Here is a 16348-nt window from a genome sequence, read left to right as displayed (position 1 = left end):
AATGCTGAGGATAATGAAAGGAGTATTCGTAATGGGATGTTTTTAATTGTGTTTAGCATTATTTGTCAACGTATTATGATGCGCCTAAATAAATAAGAGCACTTGGTTTTTGTAAGTTATGGAACGTTGCGATAGATATACATGCGCAACACCTTTATTGGTTCTTGTTATTTTTGTGGAATTATATATTCAGGAGCTGAAACTTGATAGAGGGTGTTTGTGTCTATTTTGGTATGTTTGGTCTGGTAGTGAACAATAGCTGTTAACTTTAATTAATAAGCGGTAATAACTCCATACAACTTGATTTAATATTTTAAAGTTTGCTTGTGTAATTATTTTATTGTTGTTGCATATTAAATATAAAACCAAGCCAATAACGAATTTTGTTTATTGTGGTTTATAGGTTTTAAATATTACTAATGTCATTTGTTAAATACCTATAGATATAACAATGACTGAATCTAAAAGTTTAATTAATTACAAATTTTCCAGTTAGTTTGGGGTGTTTAGTCTTTGATATGCCACTAATTATTATATCTCGATACAAAGTATCCAAAAGGGGAGAGGGATTCTATTTTATGCTACTTAATAATCCATGTCGGCATATGAAAGATTGAAAGCAAAAAGAGAATGCCGACTTTTTGACCGCTATCTCATCTTAATTTTGTGTCGAGTGAAAGTTGTCACAGTTCAAGATCTTACGCTGTAGCAGAATGAATTGGTCCGAGGAGATGCGATGGTGCATTTATACTGACAACTAATAACTATTCATCATTTTTGTCCGTGATGGCTGAACATTGCAGACTAAAATGGGTGAGACAAAGAGGGATACGATGAAAGCAACAATAGCATCAACAATAAACGCAATGCGTGATGACTATATTGCCGCAGTGAAGCGTTTAGTTGCCATTCCCAGCGTTTATCAGGATGACGACAGCGATAAGCCGTTTGGTCAGCCGATAGATGACTGCCTGACAGAGACGTTGAAGCTCTGTCATGAGATGGGCTTTGCAATCTATAAAGATCATGAAGGTTATTACGGTTATGCCGAAATTGGTGACGGCGATGAAATGATTGGTGTGCTTGGTCATTTAGATGTTGTGCCAACCGGTGAGCTAGCCGCATGGGATTCGGACCCATTTGCACCGGAAATTCGAGAGGGTAGGCTTTATGGCCGTGGGACGCAGGATGACAAAGGGCCAACTCTGGCTGCAATATTTGCCGTCAAGGCATTAATTGACAGTGGTGTGAAACTGAACAAGCGAATTCGTTTCATTTTTGGCACTGATGAAGAAACCCTATGGCGTTGTATCGACCGTTATTTGGAGAAAGAAGAAGTTCCGCAATGCGGCTTTACACCGGACTCGGCATTTCCGCTGATCCATGCCGAAAAAATGCTGATCCAATCTTGGCTCCATGGTCCCGGTGACGAATTGCTGCAGTTGGACTGCGGCGGTACGTTGAATGCTGTACCGGAGTTGGCCAAATACGAAGGACCACTGTGGGAAGAATTGGCCGCGAAGCTCGATGAGCTTGGTTTTGATTTCACCGCCGAAGATGCCGAAGTGACGGTATTTGGTAAAGCTGCCCATTCGGCTGCAGCGGATATGAAAGGGGTCAATGCAATCGCTCGCTTGTGTGTCGCCCTGCGTCAACTTGGTGTGACGCATCCGGCTATCAGCTTTGTTGCCGAGCAGGTTGGCGAAGATGCGAATGCCAGAGAGATTTTTGGGCCGGTAGAGGATGTCAGTGGCCGTTTAACCTTTAATGTCGCGCAGCTTCGTATTGACGAGCAGAGCAGTAAGCTCGGGGTCGATATTCGGGTGCCGGTGACCTTCAGTAAGGAAAACTTTGACAGCGATATTCAGGCTGTCTCTGAGCAGTACGATCTTCAGTACGAAGAATTTGATGTCTTGCCATCTCTTTATATGCCGGCGGAAAGCCCGGTGATAGAAACCCTGATGGCAGCCTATCAGGAAGTAAGCGGTGATCTGGAAAGCCAGCCTATGACCTCTGGGGGTGCAACCTATGCACGTGCGATCCCTAATTGTGTCGCTTACGGGGCTATTTTTCCCGGTCGTGAAAAAGTTGAGCACATGCCCAACGAGTATCTCATTATTGATGACATGCTCAAAGCGATGAACGTGTATGCAAATGCGATCTATCAATTGCAGGGAGTAGAGCTATGACCACAGCAACTGAGGCTGGCAAAGTGAAAAAATCATTCAAGATGCCAACGGTTTATACCATCCTATTTATCATTATTGCACTGGTGGCATTGCTTACCTGGATAATGCCTGCCGGTAAATATGACTATATTGTCAATGGTACCGATCAGGTGATCCCGGCGGCAGAGGTACTGGATTATGATGGCGGAGAGCGGTTGTTGCCGATCCCTGGCTCATATCAAGAGCTGGAATCCTCCCCGCAGGGATTCATCGATGTGCTAATGGCGCCGATTAAAGGCTTCCACAAGGCGGTAGACGTTGCGCTGTTCGTATTGGTGATCGGTGGTTTCCTGGCTGTCACTATGCGTACCGGGGCAATGGACTCCGGTGTTGCGGCGATTGTGCGAAAATTCCACGGCCGCGAGCAGATGATGATCCCGGTGTTGATCTCTCTGTTTGCGCTGGGAGGATCGACTTACGGTATGGCTGAAGAAACCGTGGCGTTCTGGGCGGTGATCCTGCCGGTGATGGCAGCTGCGGGCTATGACCGTATGGTTGCCGCGGGGATCATTCTGCTGGGGTCGGGCGTCGGGGTGCTGGCATCAACCGTTAACCCGTTTGCTACCGGTATTGCATCTGGCTTTGCCGGGTTACCAATTGGTGACGGTATCGGCTTGCGTGTTATCCAGCTCGTTATCCTTATCGCCTTGGCTTCTTGGTTTGTGATGCGTTATGCCTCGAAGGTCAAAGCTGATAAATCACAGTCAGTACTTGCTGACATTGAGTTTAACGACGAGTTTTCTCATGTAAAAGACGATAACGGCGAGTTTACGACTAAGCAAAAACTGACGATGAGCGTGTTCTTTGGCGCGTTCCTGGTTATGATCTATGGCGTGATCCCATGGGAAGATATGGGGATTACAGCTATTCCAACCCTGTGGTGGTGGTTTGATGAACTGTCGACACTTTTCCTTGCCTCTGCCATCTTGATTGCGCTGATTAACCGTATGTCTGAAGGCGACTTCATTAAGACTTTCCTTGAAGGGGCCAAAGACCTGATTGGTGTCGCACTGGTGGTTGCGGTAGCTCGGGGTATCTATGTAGTGATGGATAACGGTGTGATCATCGATACGATCCTAAACTGGGCTGAAGGTGTGGTAACCGGACTATCATCGGGTGTGTTCGTGGTGGTAACGTACTTTGTTCATATTGTACTGAGCTTCTTCATCCCATCTACATCGGGCCTTGCCACTGTTTCAATGCCGTTGATGGCACCGTTGGCTGACTTCTCTGGCATTGGCCGTGATTTAATTATCACTGCCTATCAGTCAGCAAGCGGCTGGATCAATATCTTTGCCCCGACGGCAGGTCACTTGGTTGCCGGTCTGGCATTGGCCAAAATCCCTTATGAGCGATTCCTTAAATGGGTTATGCCGTTTGTGATTATGGTGCTGGTGGTAACGATTGTGATTCTGTTTGCTGGTGCGGCGATGGTGTAAGAGCTGGGAGCTAGTTCCTGGATCTTAGGAAAAGCAAATAAAGGCGAGTGTGATGGTTATCACACTCGCCTTTTCTATTGGTCTTTCGGCCGTAATGCCAATACGTGAAGCAATCGTTCCGGTGCCTGTGGCCAAATCAGTGGGCTGGCAATAGGATTATTTTCATTAAACCAGCCTTCGAAGCGCTGGGTATTGTATTGGTAAAACTGTACTGTGTTATACAGTGGAACGGTAACTTGCTGGCTGGCGATAATCTCGTTGAGCTCACGGATGATAGCCAAGCGCTTATGCGCCAGGGAAACCGTCGGGAACTGATTGAGAAGCTCATCGATCCGAGGATTTTGATAAAAATGCATTGCATAGCGTGGGTACTGCGGGGCCTGGTAGGCGCTATTAAAGGCTGTATCAAAATATTTGAACGGGGTCGGGCCTTGTGGGTAATTAGTTAACGCCATCGTATAATCACCATGAGCCAACTGTTCGACAAACAGAGTAAAATCGACCTGCACGGGTGATACCCTGATCCCAACCTGCTCCATCATCTCGACCAGTAGCAGGGCTGTCGTATTAAAATCAGACCAGCCTTTAGGTGTCAGGATAGTCAGCTCCAGTTTTTTTCCTGAAGGTAGTTCTCGCCAACCATCACCGTCCTTATCAACAACCTTAAGTTCGTTCAGCCTGTCGATAGCGAGGGCCGGATTAAATGTCATATACGGCAGGTATTTTTCTGTTACCACCGGATCAGCCCAGCGGGTAAAGCGTTGACTCATGCCAGATGCAAACGTCGACGGCACACCTTGACCAAATGATGCAATATCAATCAGTAACTGACGTTGCACCGACATCGAAATGGCTCTGCGAAACTCGACCTGGGCAAAGAGTGCCTGTATCTCCGGATCAACAGCTTTAAAGTTAAACATTAGGCTGATGTTGCTGGCAGGTGGAAGCCAGTATTTAAAGTCAGGCGAGTATGACGCATAGTGGCGCTCGATATCTGGTATGAATGAGCCGGTCCAGTCAAATTCTCCTTTGGCGATACGGGCGATGAAATCGTCATTATTAGTGACTTTCGGATAACGCAGGCAGTCAATCTTGTGCAGCTCTGCTTGCCAGTAAGACGGATTTTGGCATTGCAGGTAGCTGCTTTCGTTTAGCGCTTCAACTTGGGTATAAGGTCCGGTACCTATCGGTGTGGCATTGGCGTAACTGACTGGATCGGCAACGTTCTCCCACTGGTGCTTCGGCACGATAGGCAGTAATACCAGAGTATATGCCACTAGCGCATTTGGTTTGACGAGCTTGAAATACACCTCTCCGGACGGGCGTTTATAGACCTTTTCTACCCATTGATTTATGCCATGTGAATCAAGTTCTGGGTATTTTTGTGCTAGATAAAATGAAAAAACAACATCATCCGCGGTGAATGGTTTTCCATCAGACCAAGTAACATTGTCTCTTAGGGTAAAAGTTATCCCTTTGAGATCTTTATCTAAACGGTAGCTAGTAGCAAGTCGGTATTCTGGCTTGTTGTTCTGCAAGCTATTAAAAATGATTAATGGCTCAAAAATGAATTCATGCGTCGTTGGCATGCTCGCTTTAGAGAAAGGGTTAAAATTGGCAATAATTCGATCTTTATATTCCGGTACGACGGTAAGAATACTGCGGTTTTCATCAGTAGGCGCTGCGGCTGCCAAATAGCATGAAACTAGAGGTAAACCAATTAGTAAGCATTTAATGCTTCTGCTGATGACTCGGTGAAAAGAGGTTTTAAACATATGCCAATCCGCTACAACTTACACAATGACAGTTTTATCGCGTTAACCTACCGTAAGTTGGCGCTATTTTCAAATCACTAGATATAGCCATTAAGCGACTAATTATGCACGGTATTTAACTGTTGATTCGTGAGTGAATTAGGTTAACAAAATGTTGCCAATTGTTGTTTGTGGTGATACCTTCGATGAAGTGCTCGGAAAACAGACAATATATCTACTGCTGGATTTATGTGCTAGAAAGGCAAAATTACGGTTGGTAGGACATTGTTGGCGAGTGTAATTTCCCTATTCACGGAGCAACAGGAGTTAGCGCGCATGGCAGATGTAGTGGCGCTTGATGTAAAGGAACTGCATAAGTCTTTTGGTCAGAACGAGGTTCTTAAAGGGATTTCACTGACGGCTCATCGTGGTGATGTCATTTCAATTATTGGCTCTTCCGGTTCAGGCAAGAGTACATTTCTTCGCTGCATCAATTTACTGGAAACGCCGACTCAGGGTGAAATCTGGGTGAATGGTGAATTGATTAAAATGAAAAATAACCGGCAGGGAGAGTACTTGCCCGTTGATGAAAAGCAGGTGCAGCGGATTCGTTCTCGATTAGCGATGGTTTTTCAGGGGTTTAACCTTTGGTCTCATATGACTGTTTTGGGTAATGTCATTGAAGCCCCCATTCATGTTCTTGGAGTGCCTAAGGCTGAGGCTGTTGAAAAAGCAGAAGAGCTATTGAAGAAAGTCGGCTTGTATGATCGTCGGCATTACTACCCTGGACACCTTTCCGGTGGCCAGCAGCAGCGTGCGGCTATTGCCAGAGCGCTGGCCGTTGATCCGGAAGTGATGCTATTTGATGAACCGACGTCGGCGCTTGACCCGGAACTTGTGGGTGAAGTGCTCGGCGTCATGCAGGATCTGGCTCAGGAAGGGCGAACCATGCTGGTGGTGACACATGAGATGGCATTTGCTCGAGATGTTTCAAATCAGGTGATGTTTTTACATCAGGGCTTGGTGGAAGAGCAGGGACACCCTGATAAATTGTTCACCAACCCTGAATCAGAAAGGTTACAGCAATTTATTTCTTCGATTTACTAAACTGATTAACCAGTACCTTAATAATTGCGCTCGCTATGTTTGGGGACAGGCTGGCGCAGACAACGAACACAACAGGAGTAGAAGATGAAAAAATGGATTTTGGCAGCAGCTATGGTATCAGCTCTCGGTGCAACGTCGGTACAGGCGAAAGACTGGAAAGTGGTACGTTTCGGTATTGAAGGTGCTTACCCTCCATTTAGTTGGACAGAGCCAAATGGTGATCTGAAAGGTTTCGATGTCGACATGGCGAACGCATTGTGTAAAGAGCTACAGGTGAAATGTAAAATTGTGGCCCAAGATTGGGATGGCATTATTCCTTCTCTGCTAGCACGTAAATACGATGCAATTATTGCTGCAATGTCGATTACTGAAGAGCGCAAGAAGAAAGTTGACTTCACTGGCAAGTACGCCCTTATTCCAAACAAGTTTGTTGCCAAGAAGGGAACTGAAATTGATTTTACCAAAGAGGGCCTGAAAGGGGTGAAAGTGGGGGTGCAGCGCGCGACGACTCATGATAAATACCTGACTGATAACTATGGTGATTCTGTATCGATTGTGCGTTATGGCTCATTTGATGATGCCTACCTTGACCTGAAAGCTGGCCGTATCGCCACTATTTTAGGTGATGCCTCTGCGTTGGAAGAGGGTTTACTGAATAAAGATGGCGGTGATGGTTATGAGTTTATTGGCCCATCACTGACAGATCCTAAGTGGTTTGGTGATGGCTTCGGTATCGCTGTACGTAAGCAAGATAAAGATCTGACTAAGCAATTGGATGAGGCCATTAAGTCATTGCGCGAGAAAGGTGTTTACCAGGAAATCGCGGCGAAATACTTCGCATATGATGTTTATGGTAAGTAAAACCCTTCGGGGGTAAGAGCGAGGACCTAGGTTGCTAGGTCCTAGAAAGAGCGGAAGATCGTGGTCCTGTGGAAATGTTAACAGTAATTAAGGTATTCGTCGCATACTGCAGGATCTAGGTACCCGCTCTGACCTTTGTAGTATAAAGGAGCAACCTTTTGTTAGATTTAAAAGGATATGAATGGTCACTGGTGGAAGGGGCATGGATTACCCTTCAAGTTGCTTTGTTGTCGCTAGTGTTGGCCATGATCTTAGGTATGCTGGGGGCGCTGGCCAAGCTTTCCCCGTATCGCTGGGCGAGGGCGATAGCGACACTTTATACCACAGTGATCCGAGGTATACCGGATTTGGTACTGATGATGCTGATCTTCTTCGGCGGACAGATGTTGTTGAATGATAGTCTGTATAGTATCAACGAGTGGCTCAATAACTACTTCTCCTCATCGGATCCAAGCCATGAATGGACGGAGTACTTACCGGATTATGTTGAGATCAGCCCGTTCCTGGCTGGTATCTTAACCATCGGCTTTATTTTTGGTGCCTATATGGCGGAAACGTTCCGCGGGGCGATCCTTGCTGTTGACAAAGGCGAGCTGGAAGCCGGTAAAGCTTATGGGATGAGTGCTTTTCTCTCGTTCCGACGAATTTTGCTTCCGCAGATGATCCGCCATGCATTGCCGGGGTTTGGTAACAATTGGCTGGTACTGCTAAAAACCACGGCCCTAGTATCAATCATCGGCCTTGATGATATGGTACGCAAAGGAGCATTAGCTGCGGGAACCACGCAGATGCCCTTTACTTTCTATATGGCCGTTGCGGTGATTTTCTTGCTGTTTACCTCATTCTCCACTTCTGCACTGAAATGGGTTGAACGTAAATTTAGTATTCATGCGAGGTAAGTGATGGACTTTAGTATTCTGATTGAAAGCTGGCCGCTTTACCTTGAGGGTTTATATACCACGGTGTGGATGGTCTTTGTTGCGCTGGTGGTTGGTCTGTTGATTTCGATACCGATCGGTGTTGCCAGAAACAGTAAGATTCCGTTTATATCAGGACCGGCATGGGCGTTTATCTATTTTTTCCGTGGGACGCCGCTACTGATCCAGCTGTATCTTATTTACTATGGCCTGAGTCAGCTGATGTCGGTGCAGGGAACACTCTGGCAAGAAGCTTGGTTCTGTGCGCTAGTGGCATTTGTCCTGAACACCTCAGCTTACACGGCTGAAATCGTTCGCGGTGCGATTAACAGTATGCCGAAAGGCGAAATTGAAGCGGCGAAGGCATATGGTATGAGTACCCTGCAGGCTTTCCGAAGGGTGATTCTACCGAGTTCGTTGCGACGCGCGTTACCGGCTTACAGTAACGAAGTGATCTTTATGGTTCATGGCTCGGCTGTGGCAGGTATCGTTACTATTGTCGACCTGACAGGAGCGGCAAGGATTGTAAACTCGCGCTACTATGCGCCGTTTGAATCCTTCTTGTTTGCCGGTATGTGCTATATGGTTCTGACATTTCTCATTATCTGGGGCTTCAGAAAGCTGGAAGGACATTGGATGAGGCACCTAAGGCCACTAACGTAGAAATGAGAGTGGTAAGTTCATAGAGAAAGATGGTTCTTGTCCCGAGGAAAAACAGGCTCTAGGGAAGAGCTTGACACTTTTCTTCGTCTTTTTAAGTTGCTTTCAGGATCCTGGACCTAAAAAACGCCGGAGTGATTTTCACTCCGGCGTTTTTGTCTGGCAGAAAGGAATTAGAATTATACGGCTACATCATCATATAGGGGGATGCCTGTTAGCATGGCAACCTCATCAATGTACTGGCGTACCCGAGAAGGGAAAACAAGGCCTTTGATAACTGTGTAGTTACGTAGGGTCGGGAACAGGTTGACGTCATCATATGTCAGTTTGTCGCCCCGCTCGGAGGGTAGGGTGAGCCAATCCAGTTGCCCGAGAACCTTATTCAGCTTTTCAATGTAGTTCGCAGAGTTATCGAATGCCTGCTCAAAGCTTTCATCAATCATGGCTGATTTTTTTGAGTAGAACCAATCTTTAGCTTCTTGGCACTGGAACTCAGGTAAATCGATTCTTAGCCAACGAGGGAAAAGTAGTAGCGAGCCATATGGGCGGGTGGCTTCAGACCATGCTGCAATGTTATCGGTATGGGTTGAAGCACCCAGAGCCGGGTGACCGTCAGCGTTATCGAGGTAAGCAGCGATATCCAGGCTTTCTGCCATGTAGCTACCATCAGGCTTTTGTAGGATCGGTACCAGGTTGGCACCAACTTTTTCAATCCGGGCTTCAATATCGTGATTTTGAAGATATACCAGTTCCAGGTCGATCTTCTTCAGGCCGGCTACCATCATTGCCTTGATGCAAAATGGGCAGTGATCAAATACAAATAGCTTCATAATCATTCCTTGAATCAAAACGAGGCTCTTGAATAGAGCCCCATCTATCGTCTCGTCTATAACGAATTATTCAAATGTCGACCAGATTGGCGCATGGTCTGACGGTTTTTCTATACCACGTAGCTCGTAGTCGATACCGGCATCGATACAGCGTGCCGCCAGTGATGGCGTTGCCAGCACGACATCGATACGCAGACCACGGTTATCGACAAAACCTTTTGAACGGTAGTCAAACCATGAAAACTTGTCGTCAACTTCAGGGTGAAGTTGACGGAAGGTATCGGTAAAGCCCCACTCTAACAGGTTTTTTAACCACTCGCGCTCGACTGGCTGGAAAGAACATTTCCCTGTTTTTAGCCAGCGCTTGGCGTTGGCAGGGCCAATACCGATGTCCAGATCAATTGGGCTGATGTTGATATCGCCCATTACAATCACCTCTTCCTCATTATTATGGTGATCGTTGAGGTAGTTCATCAAATCGGCGTAGAATTTTTCTTTTGCTGGGAATTTAGTTTCATGGCTGATGTTTTCCCCCTGCGGGAAATAGCCATTGAGTACTGTAACCTTCTTGCCATTGTCTTGTTCGAAGGTTGCCATGATCATCCGTCGTTGGGCATCTTCTTCATCGCTTGGAAAGCCCTTGCGTACTTCTGTCGGTTCCTGTTTGCACAGCATAGCTACACCATAGTGCGCCTTTTGGCCATGATGGTATACCTTATAGCCCATCGCTTCGACATCCTCCAATGGGAAGGCTTCATCATGAACCTTGATTTCCTGCAGGCCAATCACATCCGGCTGGTGCTTGTCGATCAGTGCTTGTAGTTGGTGAAGTCGAGCCCGGAGGCCATTAATATTGAAGGAGATGACTTTCATTCTATTTATTCCAAAGGTTATCAGGCTGTTAGCTGGCAGTTTTCGGATTTTAGCATATAACGCCTTAAGTGGTGAAAGAAGCGTATTCGGTTATTCAGGTTAACGCCAAAGAAATTCCAAGTTATGTGTCATTATTTTGGCCATATAACACGCTTTAAAAGTATATTGACGTGTGATAGCTTTAGTTCGCTTATTTCCTAGTTCAATAAAAATAGAACAAATAGATACCTATAATAATGAAACTAATTGATGATCTTGATATCCGTTTATTAAAACTATTTTTGGTAATTGCTGATAGCGGAGGTTTTTCTGCTGCTCAATATCAATTAAATATGCACCAATCAAGCATAAGTAAAAAAATGAGTGATCTGGAAACCCGTTTAGGTATGACATTATGCCAGCGTGGAAGGGGAGGGTTTAAATTAACCAGTGATGGCTTGAAGGTATATAAAAGTAGTAAGCAATTATTTGAAAATATTAATGAATTCCAAGAGGTCATTAATGAGATACGCAATGTCTCAAGAGGAAGTATTCAGCTTGCATTGATCGATAGCTTAGCAACCAATAAGAATTGTTATGTTCAAAAGGCACTTTGTGATTTTTGCAGCAAGCATTCAGAGGTCGATATAAATACCAAAATTTATGAAACTTCTATGATTGAAGCTAATTTATTGGAGGGTAAACTGGATATTGGTATTACTTCGCCAGAATTATTTAAAAGCGGTTTAACCTATACCTACCTATTTAATGAGCAACAGTATTTATATTGCGCCCCATCGCACCCGATAAAGGCTTTGAATCGGCCTGTGACAAGCGAAGATATACTGGCACATCCCGTCGTTGACCGAGGGTTGGCTCACCCTGTTACTCCGCTAAGCTGTGCCGGCGATCATTCATATAAGTCGAAAACGACAAGTATGGAAGCTACTGCGCATATGATCCTCTCCGGACACTTTATCGGTTACCTGCCGGAGCACTTTGCACGGATATGGGTTGAACGTGGCGAGATGGCTAAAATCTCTACGGTTGAAGGAATGGAATATAATCCGAACTTTTATTTGACGGTGAATGAGAAACAGGATCTATCATGTGCAGCGAAAGCTCTGGTATTGGCAATTATTACTGCGCATGAAGCAAATAACACGGTCGAACTGGAGCAGCTATTAAAAAGGGTCGGCAAATAGTTATATTTTGCTTAAGTTATATATTAAACTTGTTGAGCTTATGTTTGAAAAAGCAACTGTTGAAACTGGGGATAATTTGCCTATTACCGATTACTTCATTAAATGGTCAAGTAGATATAATAAAATTGCTATTTAAAAATAGGTCTAAATAGATATAACTACGCATCTATTTTCATGGTTAGTTCGAGGCCATTTTTATATGCAACACCCTTCCTTATCTATTAACCTAAGAATCATTGAAGACAATACACGTAAGCTTGTTAGTTTATGTTGTAATAAAGGCGTCATACCTGTCGGTGTTTCTAGGCTAATGGAAGGGGCGGAGCCGATTGCTCGTGCAATGATGCTTGGTGGGATCCAGGCTATCGGAGATACGCAAATAAACAATCTCCAGAAGTTAGCAGATCTTCCAATCCGAAAGATGTTGCTTCGACGTCCGCTTCTATCGGAAGTTGAAGACGTTGTACACCATGCTGATATATCCGTTCACTCTGAGCGTGAAACTCTTGAGGCTTTGTCCTGGGCGGCGGTTAAGGCAAATAAGTGCCATGAGGTTATCATCGCGCATGATTTGGACGATCAGCAGCAAGACGGTGGGGATGACTCAGAGACCGAAAACCTAGCAGAGCTAGTGTTGACGCTTCCGGGACTCACATTCGGGGGGATTGGCTGTCGTCTGGCTTGCTTTAGTGAAGTTGAATCGATGACCGATAGTGATGAGTTGCAGCTGCAACTGGAAGAGCCAACTGGATGGTCGAATAGCCCTGCTTCAGAAAAGCTTTCAGGGGCTGGTGTCGCCGGTATTGTGTTAATGGTACCTAGAAACGGAACACCACGTATCAATCAATTGCGCCTGGGTAGGTCGTCAATTTTGGGAATAGGGTTAAATGACGCCTCGGTTCCTGATACGCCGCAATCAGCAATGAGCCTGCATGCGGAAATTGTTGAAATAAAAGAAAAATCATCAGTCTATGCTTATTCTGTTTTTTCTAGCCGGTGTAATGATGAACTCCAGTTTAATGATCGTGGCATTAGGCTGAGGGCATTATGCGCTATTGGCAAACATAGTGTCGATATCAACCTGTTAGCCCCAACCGACAAGGGCGTTATTATTATAGGTGCGACAAGTGATTATTTGATTCTCGACATTACTGATGCCGACAACCGGTATCAAGTTGGCGAGTCGTTGAGTTTTTACCTTTCCTACCACGGCGTACTGCAGTGTATGGCCTCAGAGTCAGTAGCTACCCAGTATCATTTTTAACGACATAACGATGGCCGCTAGGGATTGCGGTTCTCCAGTATTCAAAAACTTCGAATAATACCATCAGATCCTTTGTAGCGACCTTCCTGCTAGAACTGCATATACTCATACCAAACTGAACAATAATCTGGCCTATCAGCGTGAATAAAAAGGCGCAGATACTCAGCGCTTGAAAGTAGATGTATTCGTCAAAATCAAGCTGGTATCAAGGAAAACTGAAGAAAGGTGAGGTGGCTGCAATGGGTAAGTTAGTTAAAGGAGTCTGGCAGGACGTCTGGTATGACACAGGTTCTAATGACGGAGAGTTTGTTCGGGAAGATGCCGGGTTTCGCCACTGGCTGACCGTGGATGGCGGAGCTGGACCAGATGGCCAGCAAGGTTTTAAAGCCGAATCGGGCCGTTACCATTTATATGTATCACTCGCCTGTCCCTGGGCCCACCGAACGCTTATTTTCCGCCAGCTTAAAGATCTTGTTTCCCATATTGATGTGACTGTTGTTAGCCCGGATATGGCTGAAAAAGGCTGGGTCTTTGATGAGCCTGAACCGGTTAATGGTTTTAAGTTTATGCACCAGCTGTATACCAAGGCCAAAGCAGATTATACCGGGCGCGTGACGGTGCCAGTGTTGTGGGATAAGCAAACCCAGACCATTGTTAGTAATGAGTCGTCTGAGATTATTCGGATGTTTAATTCTGCTTTTAATGAGCTAACAGGCAACGTGGATGACTATTATCCGGCGTTATTACATGACGAGGTTGATAAGTGGAATGACTATATCTATCCAACCATCAATAACGGTGTGTATCGATGTGGTTTTGCAACGACCCAGGAGGCCTATGATCGTGCATTTGAGGAATTGTTTACGGCGTTGGATCAAGTAGAAAATCACTTGGCGGGCAGTCGCTATTTAGCCGGTAACAAGCTGACTGAAGCGGATTGGCGGCTCTTTACAACCCTGATACGTTTTGATGCGGTCTATGTCGGTCATTTTAAATGTAACCTTAGGCGGATAGCAGATTACCCGAATATTCAGGGGTACCTGAAAGAGCTATATCAATATCCAGGTATTGCCGATACGGTCGATTTTCATCATATCAAGCGCCATTACTATGCGAGTCATACAATGATCAATCCAACGGGTATTGTCCCCGTTGGACCGCAGCTGGACTTATTGTCACCCCATAACCGAAACAGTGTAAAGTCTCGCGTTTAGCTGGCTAAAGCGGAAGGTTTTTGAACAAGGACGTAGCGGTTAAGCTTGTTTTTATAGCTTAACGCAATACGAACCTGGCAAAGGGAAGCTTTGGACGAGGCTATTTGTGTCAGAACCTTGTTTCTCCATGTAGCTAACTTATCAGGTAGGGGCATTGCGACTATAGCTTGCAGGCTCTGTCGCGTTTTGCCCTCATCAAATTGATTTAGCAGGTTTTGACACTGCAGTCGACCTAGGTGCGCTTCGGTACAATATGGATAATCGATGAGAATTTGCTCGTAAAGAGTGAGCGCTTGTTCTGGTTGGCCGTTTGACAGTTCCACGCAGTGAACCAGCGTGTTCTCAAGATTTTTTAGTGACTGTAGTAAAGCCTCATTGGTAACTAGTGCGTCAAGTCGATTCTGACTATGGCCATCAAACCGGTTTCTCAACTTCAGGGCGCGGTAAATATCAGCAATTATCCGAGTTTCACCAAGGTGTATCAAAGCGGGTAAAGCATCTGCCAATACGACAGAGGGTAACTTGGAGATAGTGTCGAAGTGAGGTGCTAAGCCAAGCATTACGCGGCGTTTGGCTTTGAGTGGCTGATTTAGAGCGAGTAATAGTCTTGCCTGGGTGATATGGCCCAAACAGTCTAGGAAAGGTTGCTGGTTCGGTAATAGCCGGGAGCGAGCCCGCTGGTGGATAGCTTTGAGCTCTTGCTTCAATTGCCTGCGGGCGTTGTTTGAGCGCTGAGTAAAGTAAAGCTGCTCAAAAATAGCGGTAAACTCAGCAAAGCGGATGATCCAGCTTATATCTATGATAGGGAGTTTGGCTGCTAAGAGTTTGCCGGCGGCGATAAGGTTTTCGCTTTTATCAAGATCTGCGGCTAGTTGGGCGACGGTGAGCGCCCTATGGCTTACGCTCGGAGTAAAGTGTAAGGCTTTTTCGGCGGTGTTTAGCGCATCATAATATTGTTTGTTTTCTTCCTGGTAGTTAGACAGATAGTCATAAGACTCAATATTGAGGGGAGAACGTTTGATGAGATGCTGAAGTAGGGCAATGGCTTCGGGCAATTTGCCTTTATGGTGCAAAAGGCGTGCTTCACAAAGGCTGACTTTATGGCTCGGGTTTTCTTTTTTCAAGATGGCGGTGAAGCGCTCGACTTGCTCCCATTCATTAATTTCAATCAGTAAATCAAGCAACAGACCTTCAATTTTATGATTATGTCCCAGTTTTCTTAATTGTTTCTTACACAGTTCTATAGCCGCCGGGATCCCTTTTAGCTCAAGGGCATCATAGATAGGCTTACGTTGCATACAGGCGGTATGCACCTCTTCAAGTTTTTTCTTTATCACCGATAAGGCCACAGGTTTTGTGATAAAGCTATCTGGTTCTACAGTCATTGAGGTAAGGATAACTTCGGTAGATGTGTCCCCAGAAATCATGATCACCCCACACTCTGCTGAGATATAGCCACGTTTACGTAACAAGGCCGTAAGCTCACATCCGTTTAGTGTCCCATCTAAATGGTAATCAATGAGTAAGATATCATAATGATTCTTCTGGCAGCTTTCGATAGCACTTTGGTAATTAAATGAGAGATCAATCTTTTCGACATCGAGGCTATGTAGCAGGCTCTTGAACATCAAAGCAGCACTACGTTGATCGTCAACAATCAGTAGTTTTAATTTGCTGAAGTCGGTCTCAACGGACTGTTGAGCATTGCTTTGACTAGTGGTCATTCTACATCCTTGTCATCACATTCAATATGCATCTGGTTTTATCTTAGTGTTTTTTATCAAGATGCTAAATCTTAATATTGAGACTGTTGTTATATCTCTAAGAATAGTGGGAGTTGTTCCCCAAAACAGAAAATAATCAAATTTATTCTATTTATCTGTTTTTAAAAGATTTTAAGAGTGATTGAGTAAAGGAATGGAAGTATAGATAGCAAAAAGCCAGCTGCTTGCGCAACTGGCTGAAATAATGGTGGAGGGAGATGGATTCGAACCATCGAAGGCGGAGCCGTCAGATT

13 protein-coding genes are annotated in these 16348 nt (G+C 45.2%); 9 read left to right on the top strand and 4 right to left on the bottom strand.

All coding sequences use genetic code 11. The annotated features are described in order from the left end of the window. Positions 1-833 precede the first annotated feature (833 nt). Positions 834-2189, top strand: a complete 1356-nt coding sequence (locus MD588_RS22705; protein WP_265700082.1) for a M20 family metallopeptidase — start codon at positions 834-836, stop codon at positions 2187-2189. Then, a complete protein-coding gene (locus MD588_RS22700; protein WP_265700081.1) occupies positions 2186-3667 on the top strand; it encodes a YfcC family protein in 1482 nt (493 codons plus the stop codon). Before MD588_RS22705 ends, MD588_RS22700 begins: the two co-directional genes overlap by 4 nt. 74 nt (positions 3668-3741) lie before the next feature. Here the strand turns inward: MD588_RS22700 and MD588_RS22695 are convergent, their stop codons facing one another. After that, entirely contained in the window at positions 3742-5442 is a 1701-nt protein-coding gene (locus MD588_RS22695; protein ID WP_265700080.1) for an ABC transporter substrate-binding protein, read from the bottom strand. 315 nt (positions 5443-5757) lie between these two features. Here MD588_RS22695 and MD588_RS22690 point away from each other — a divergent pair, with 315 nt between their 5' ends. The 4 genes from MD588_RS22690 to MD588_RS22675 all read left to right on the top strand — a co-directional run bounded on the left by MD588_RS22690 (position 5758) and on the right by MD588_RS22675 (position 8969). Then, positions 5758-6528 (top strand): ABC transporter ATP-binding protein, encoded by a 771-nt coding sequence (locus MD588_RS22690; protein ID WP_265700078.1) that lies wholly within the window; start codon positions 5758-5760, stop codon positions 6526-6528. An 84-nt stretch (positions 6529-6612) separates the two neighbouring features. Beyond that, entirely contained in the window at positions 6613-7389 is a 777-nt protein-coding gene (locus tag MD588_RS22685) for an ABC transporter substrate-binding protein (RefSeq protein ID WP_265700076.1), read from the top strand. Between the two features lie 158 nt (positions 7390-7547). Next, positions 7548-8288, top strand: a complete 741-nt coding sequence (locus MD588_RS22680; protein ID WP_265700075.1) for an ABC transporter permease — start codon at positions 7548-7550, stop codon at positions 8286-8288. Positions 8289-8291: 3 nt separating this feature from the next. Beyond that, complete coding sequence (locus MD588_RS22675; RefSeq protein WP_265700074.1) at positions 8292-8969, top strand: ABC transporter permease; 678 nt, start codon at positions 8292-8294, stop codon at positions 8967-8969. A 176-nt stretch (positions 8970-9145) separates the two neighbouring features. On the opposite strand, the gene grxB is transcribed toward MD588_RS22675, so the two are convergent. Both grxB and xthA read right to left on the bottom strand, forming a co-directional pair. Beyond that, complete coding sequence (gene grxB, locus MD588_RS22670; RefSeq protein WP_265700073.1) at positions 9146-9796, bottom strand: glutaredoxin 2; 651 nt, start codon at positions 9794-9796, stop codon at positions 9146-9148. 66 nt (positions 9797-9862) lie between these two features. Next, complete coding sequence (gene xthA, locus MD588_RS22665; RefSeq protein WP_265700072.1) at positions 9863-10669, bottom strand: exodeoxyribonuclease III; 807 nt, start codon at positions 10667-10669, stop codon at positions 9863-9865. 236 nt (positions 10670-10905) lie between these two features. Between xthA and MD588_RS22660 the strand changes: the two genes are divergently transcribed. The 3 genes from MD588_RS22660 to MD588_RS22650 all read left to right on the top strand — a co-directional run bounded on the left by MD588_RS22660 (position 10906) and on the right by MD588_RS22650 (position 14331). Then, complete coding sequence (locus MD588_RS22660) at positions 10906-11853, top strand: LysR family transcriptional regulator (protein WP_265700071.1); 948 nt, start codon at positions 10906-10908, stop codon at positions 11851-11853. Between the two features lie 199 nt (positions 11854-12052). Beyond that, on the top strand, positions 12053-13117 hold the full coding sequence (locus MD588_RS22655; protein ID WP_265700070.1) for an alanine racemase: 1065 nt from the start codon (positions 12053-12055) through the stop codon (positions 13115-13117). A gap of 239 nt (positions 13118-13356) precedes the next feature. Then, positions 13357-14331, top strand: a complete 975-nt coding sequence (locus MD588_RS22650) for a glutathione S-transferase family protein (RefSeq protein WP_265700069.1) — start codon at positions 13357-13359, stop codon at positions 14329-14331. Here MD588_RS22650 and MD588_RS22645 read toward each other — a convergent pair. Continuing rightward, positions 14328-16055 carry a response regulator gene (locus MD588_RS22645; RefSeq protein ID WP_265700068.1) on the bottom strand — a complete coding sequence of 576 codons (1728 nt, stop codon included), beginning with the start codon at positions 16053-16055 and terminating at the stop codon, positions 14328-14330. The two genes, MD588_RS22650 and MD588_RS22645, sit on opposite strands and share 4 nt — an antisense overlap. Positions 16056-16348 lie beyond the last annotated feature (293 nt).

The organism is Photobacterium obscurum, from assembly GCF_026191635.1.
Classification (GTDB): Bacteria; Pseudomonadota; Gammaproteobacteria; order Enterobacterales; family Vibrionaceae; genus Photobacterium; species Photobacterium obscurum.
Note: the sequence above shows the minus strand (reverse complement) of the source record. Positions and strands in the feature narration are given on the sequence as shown.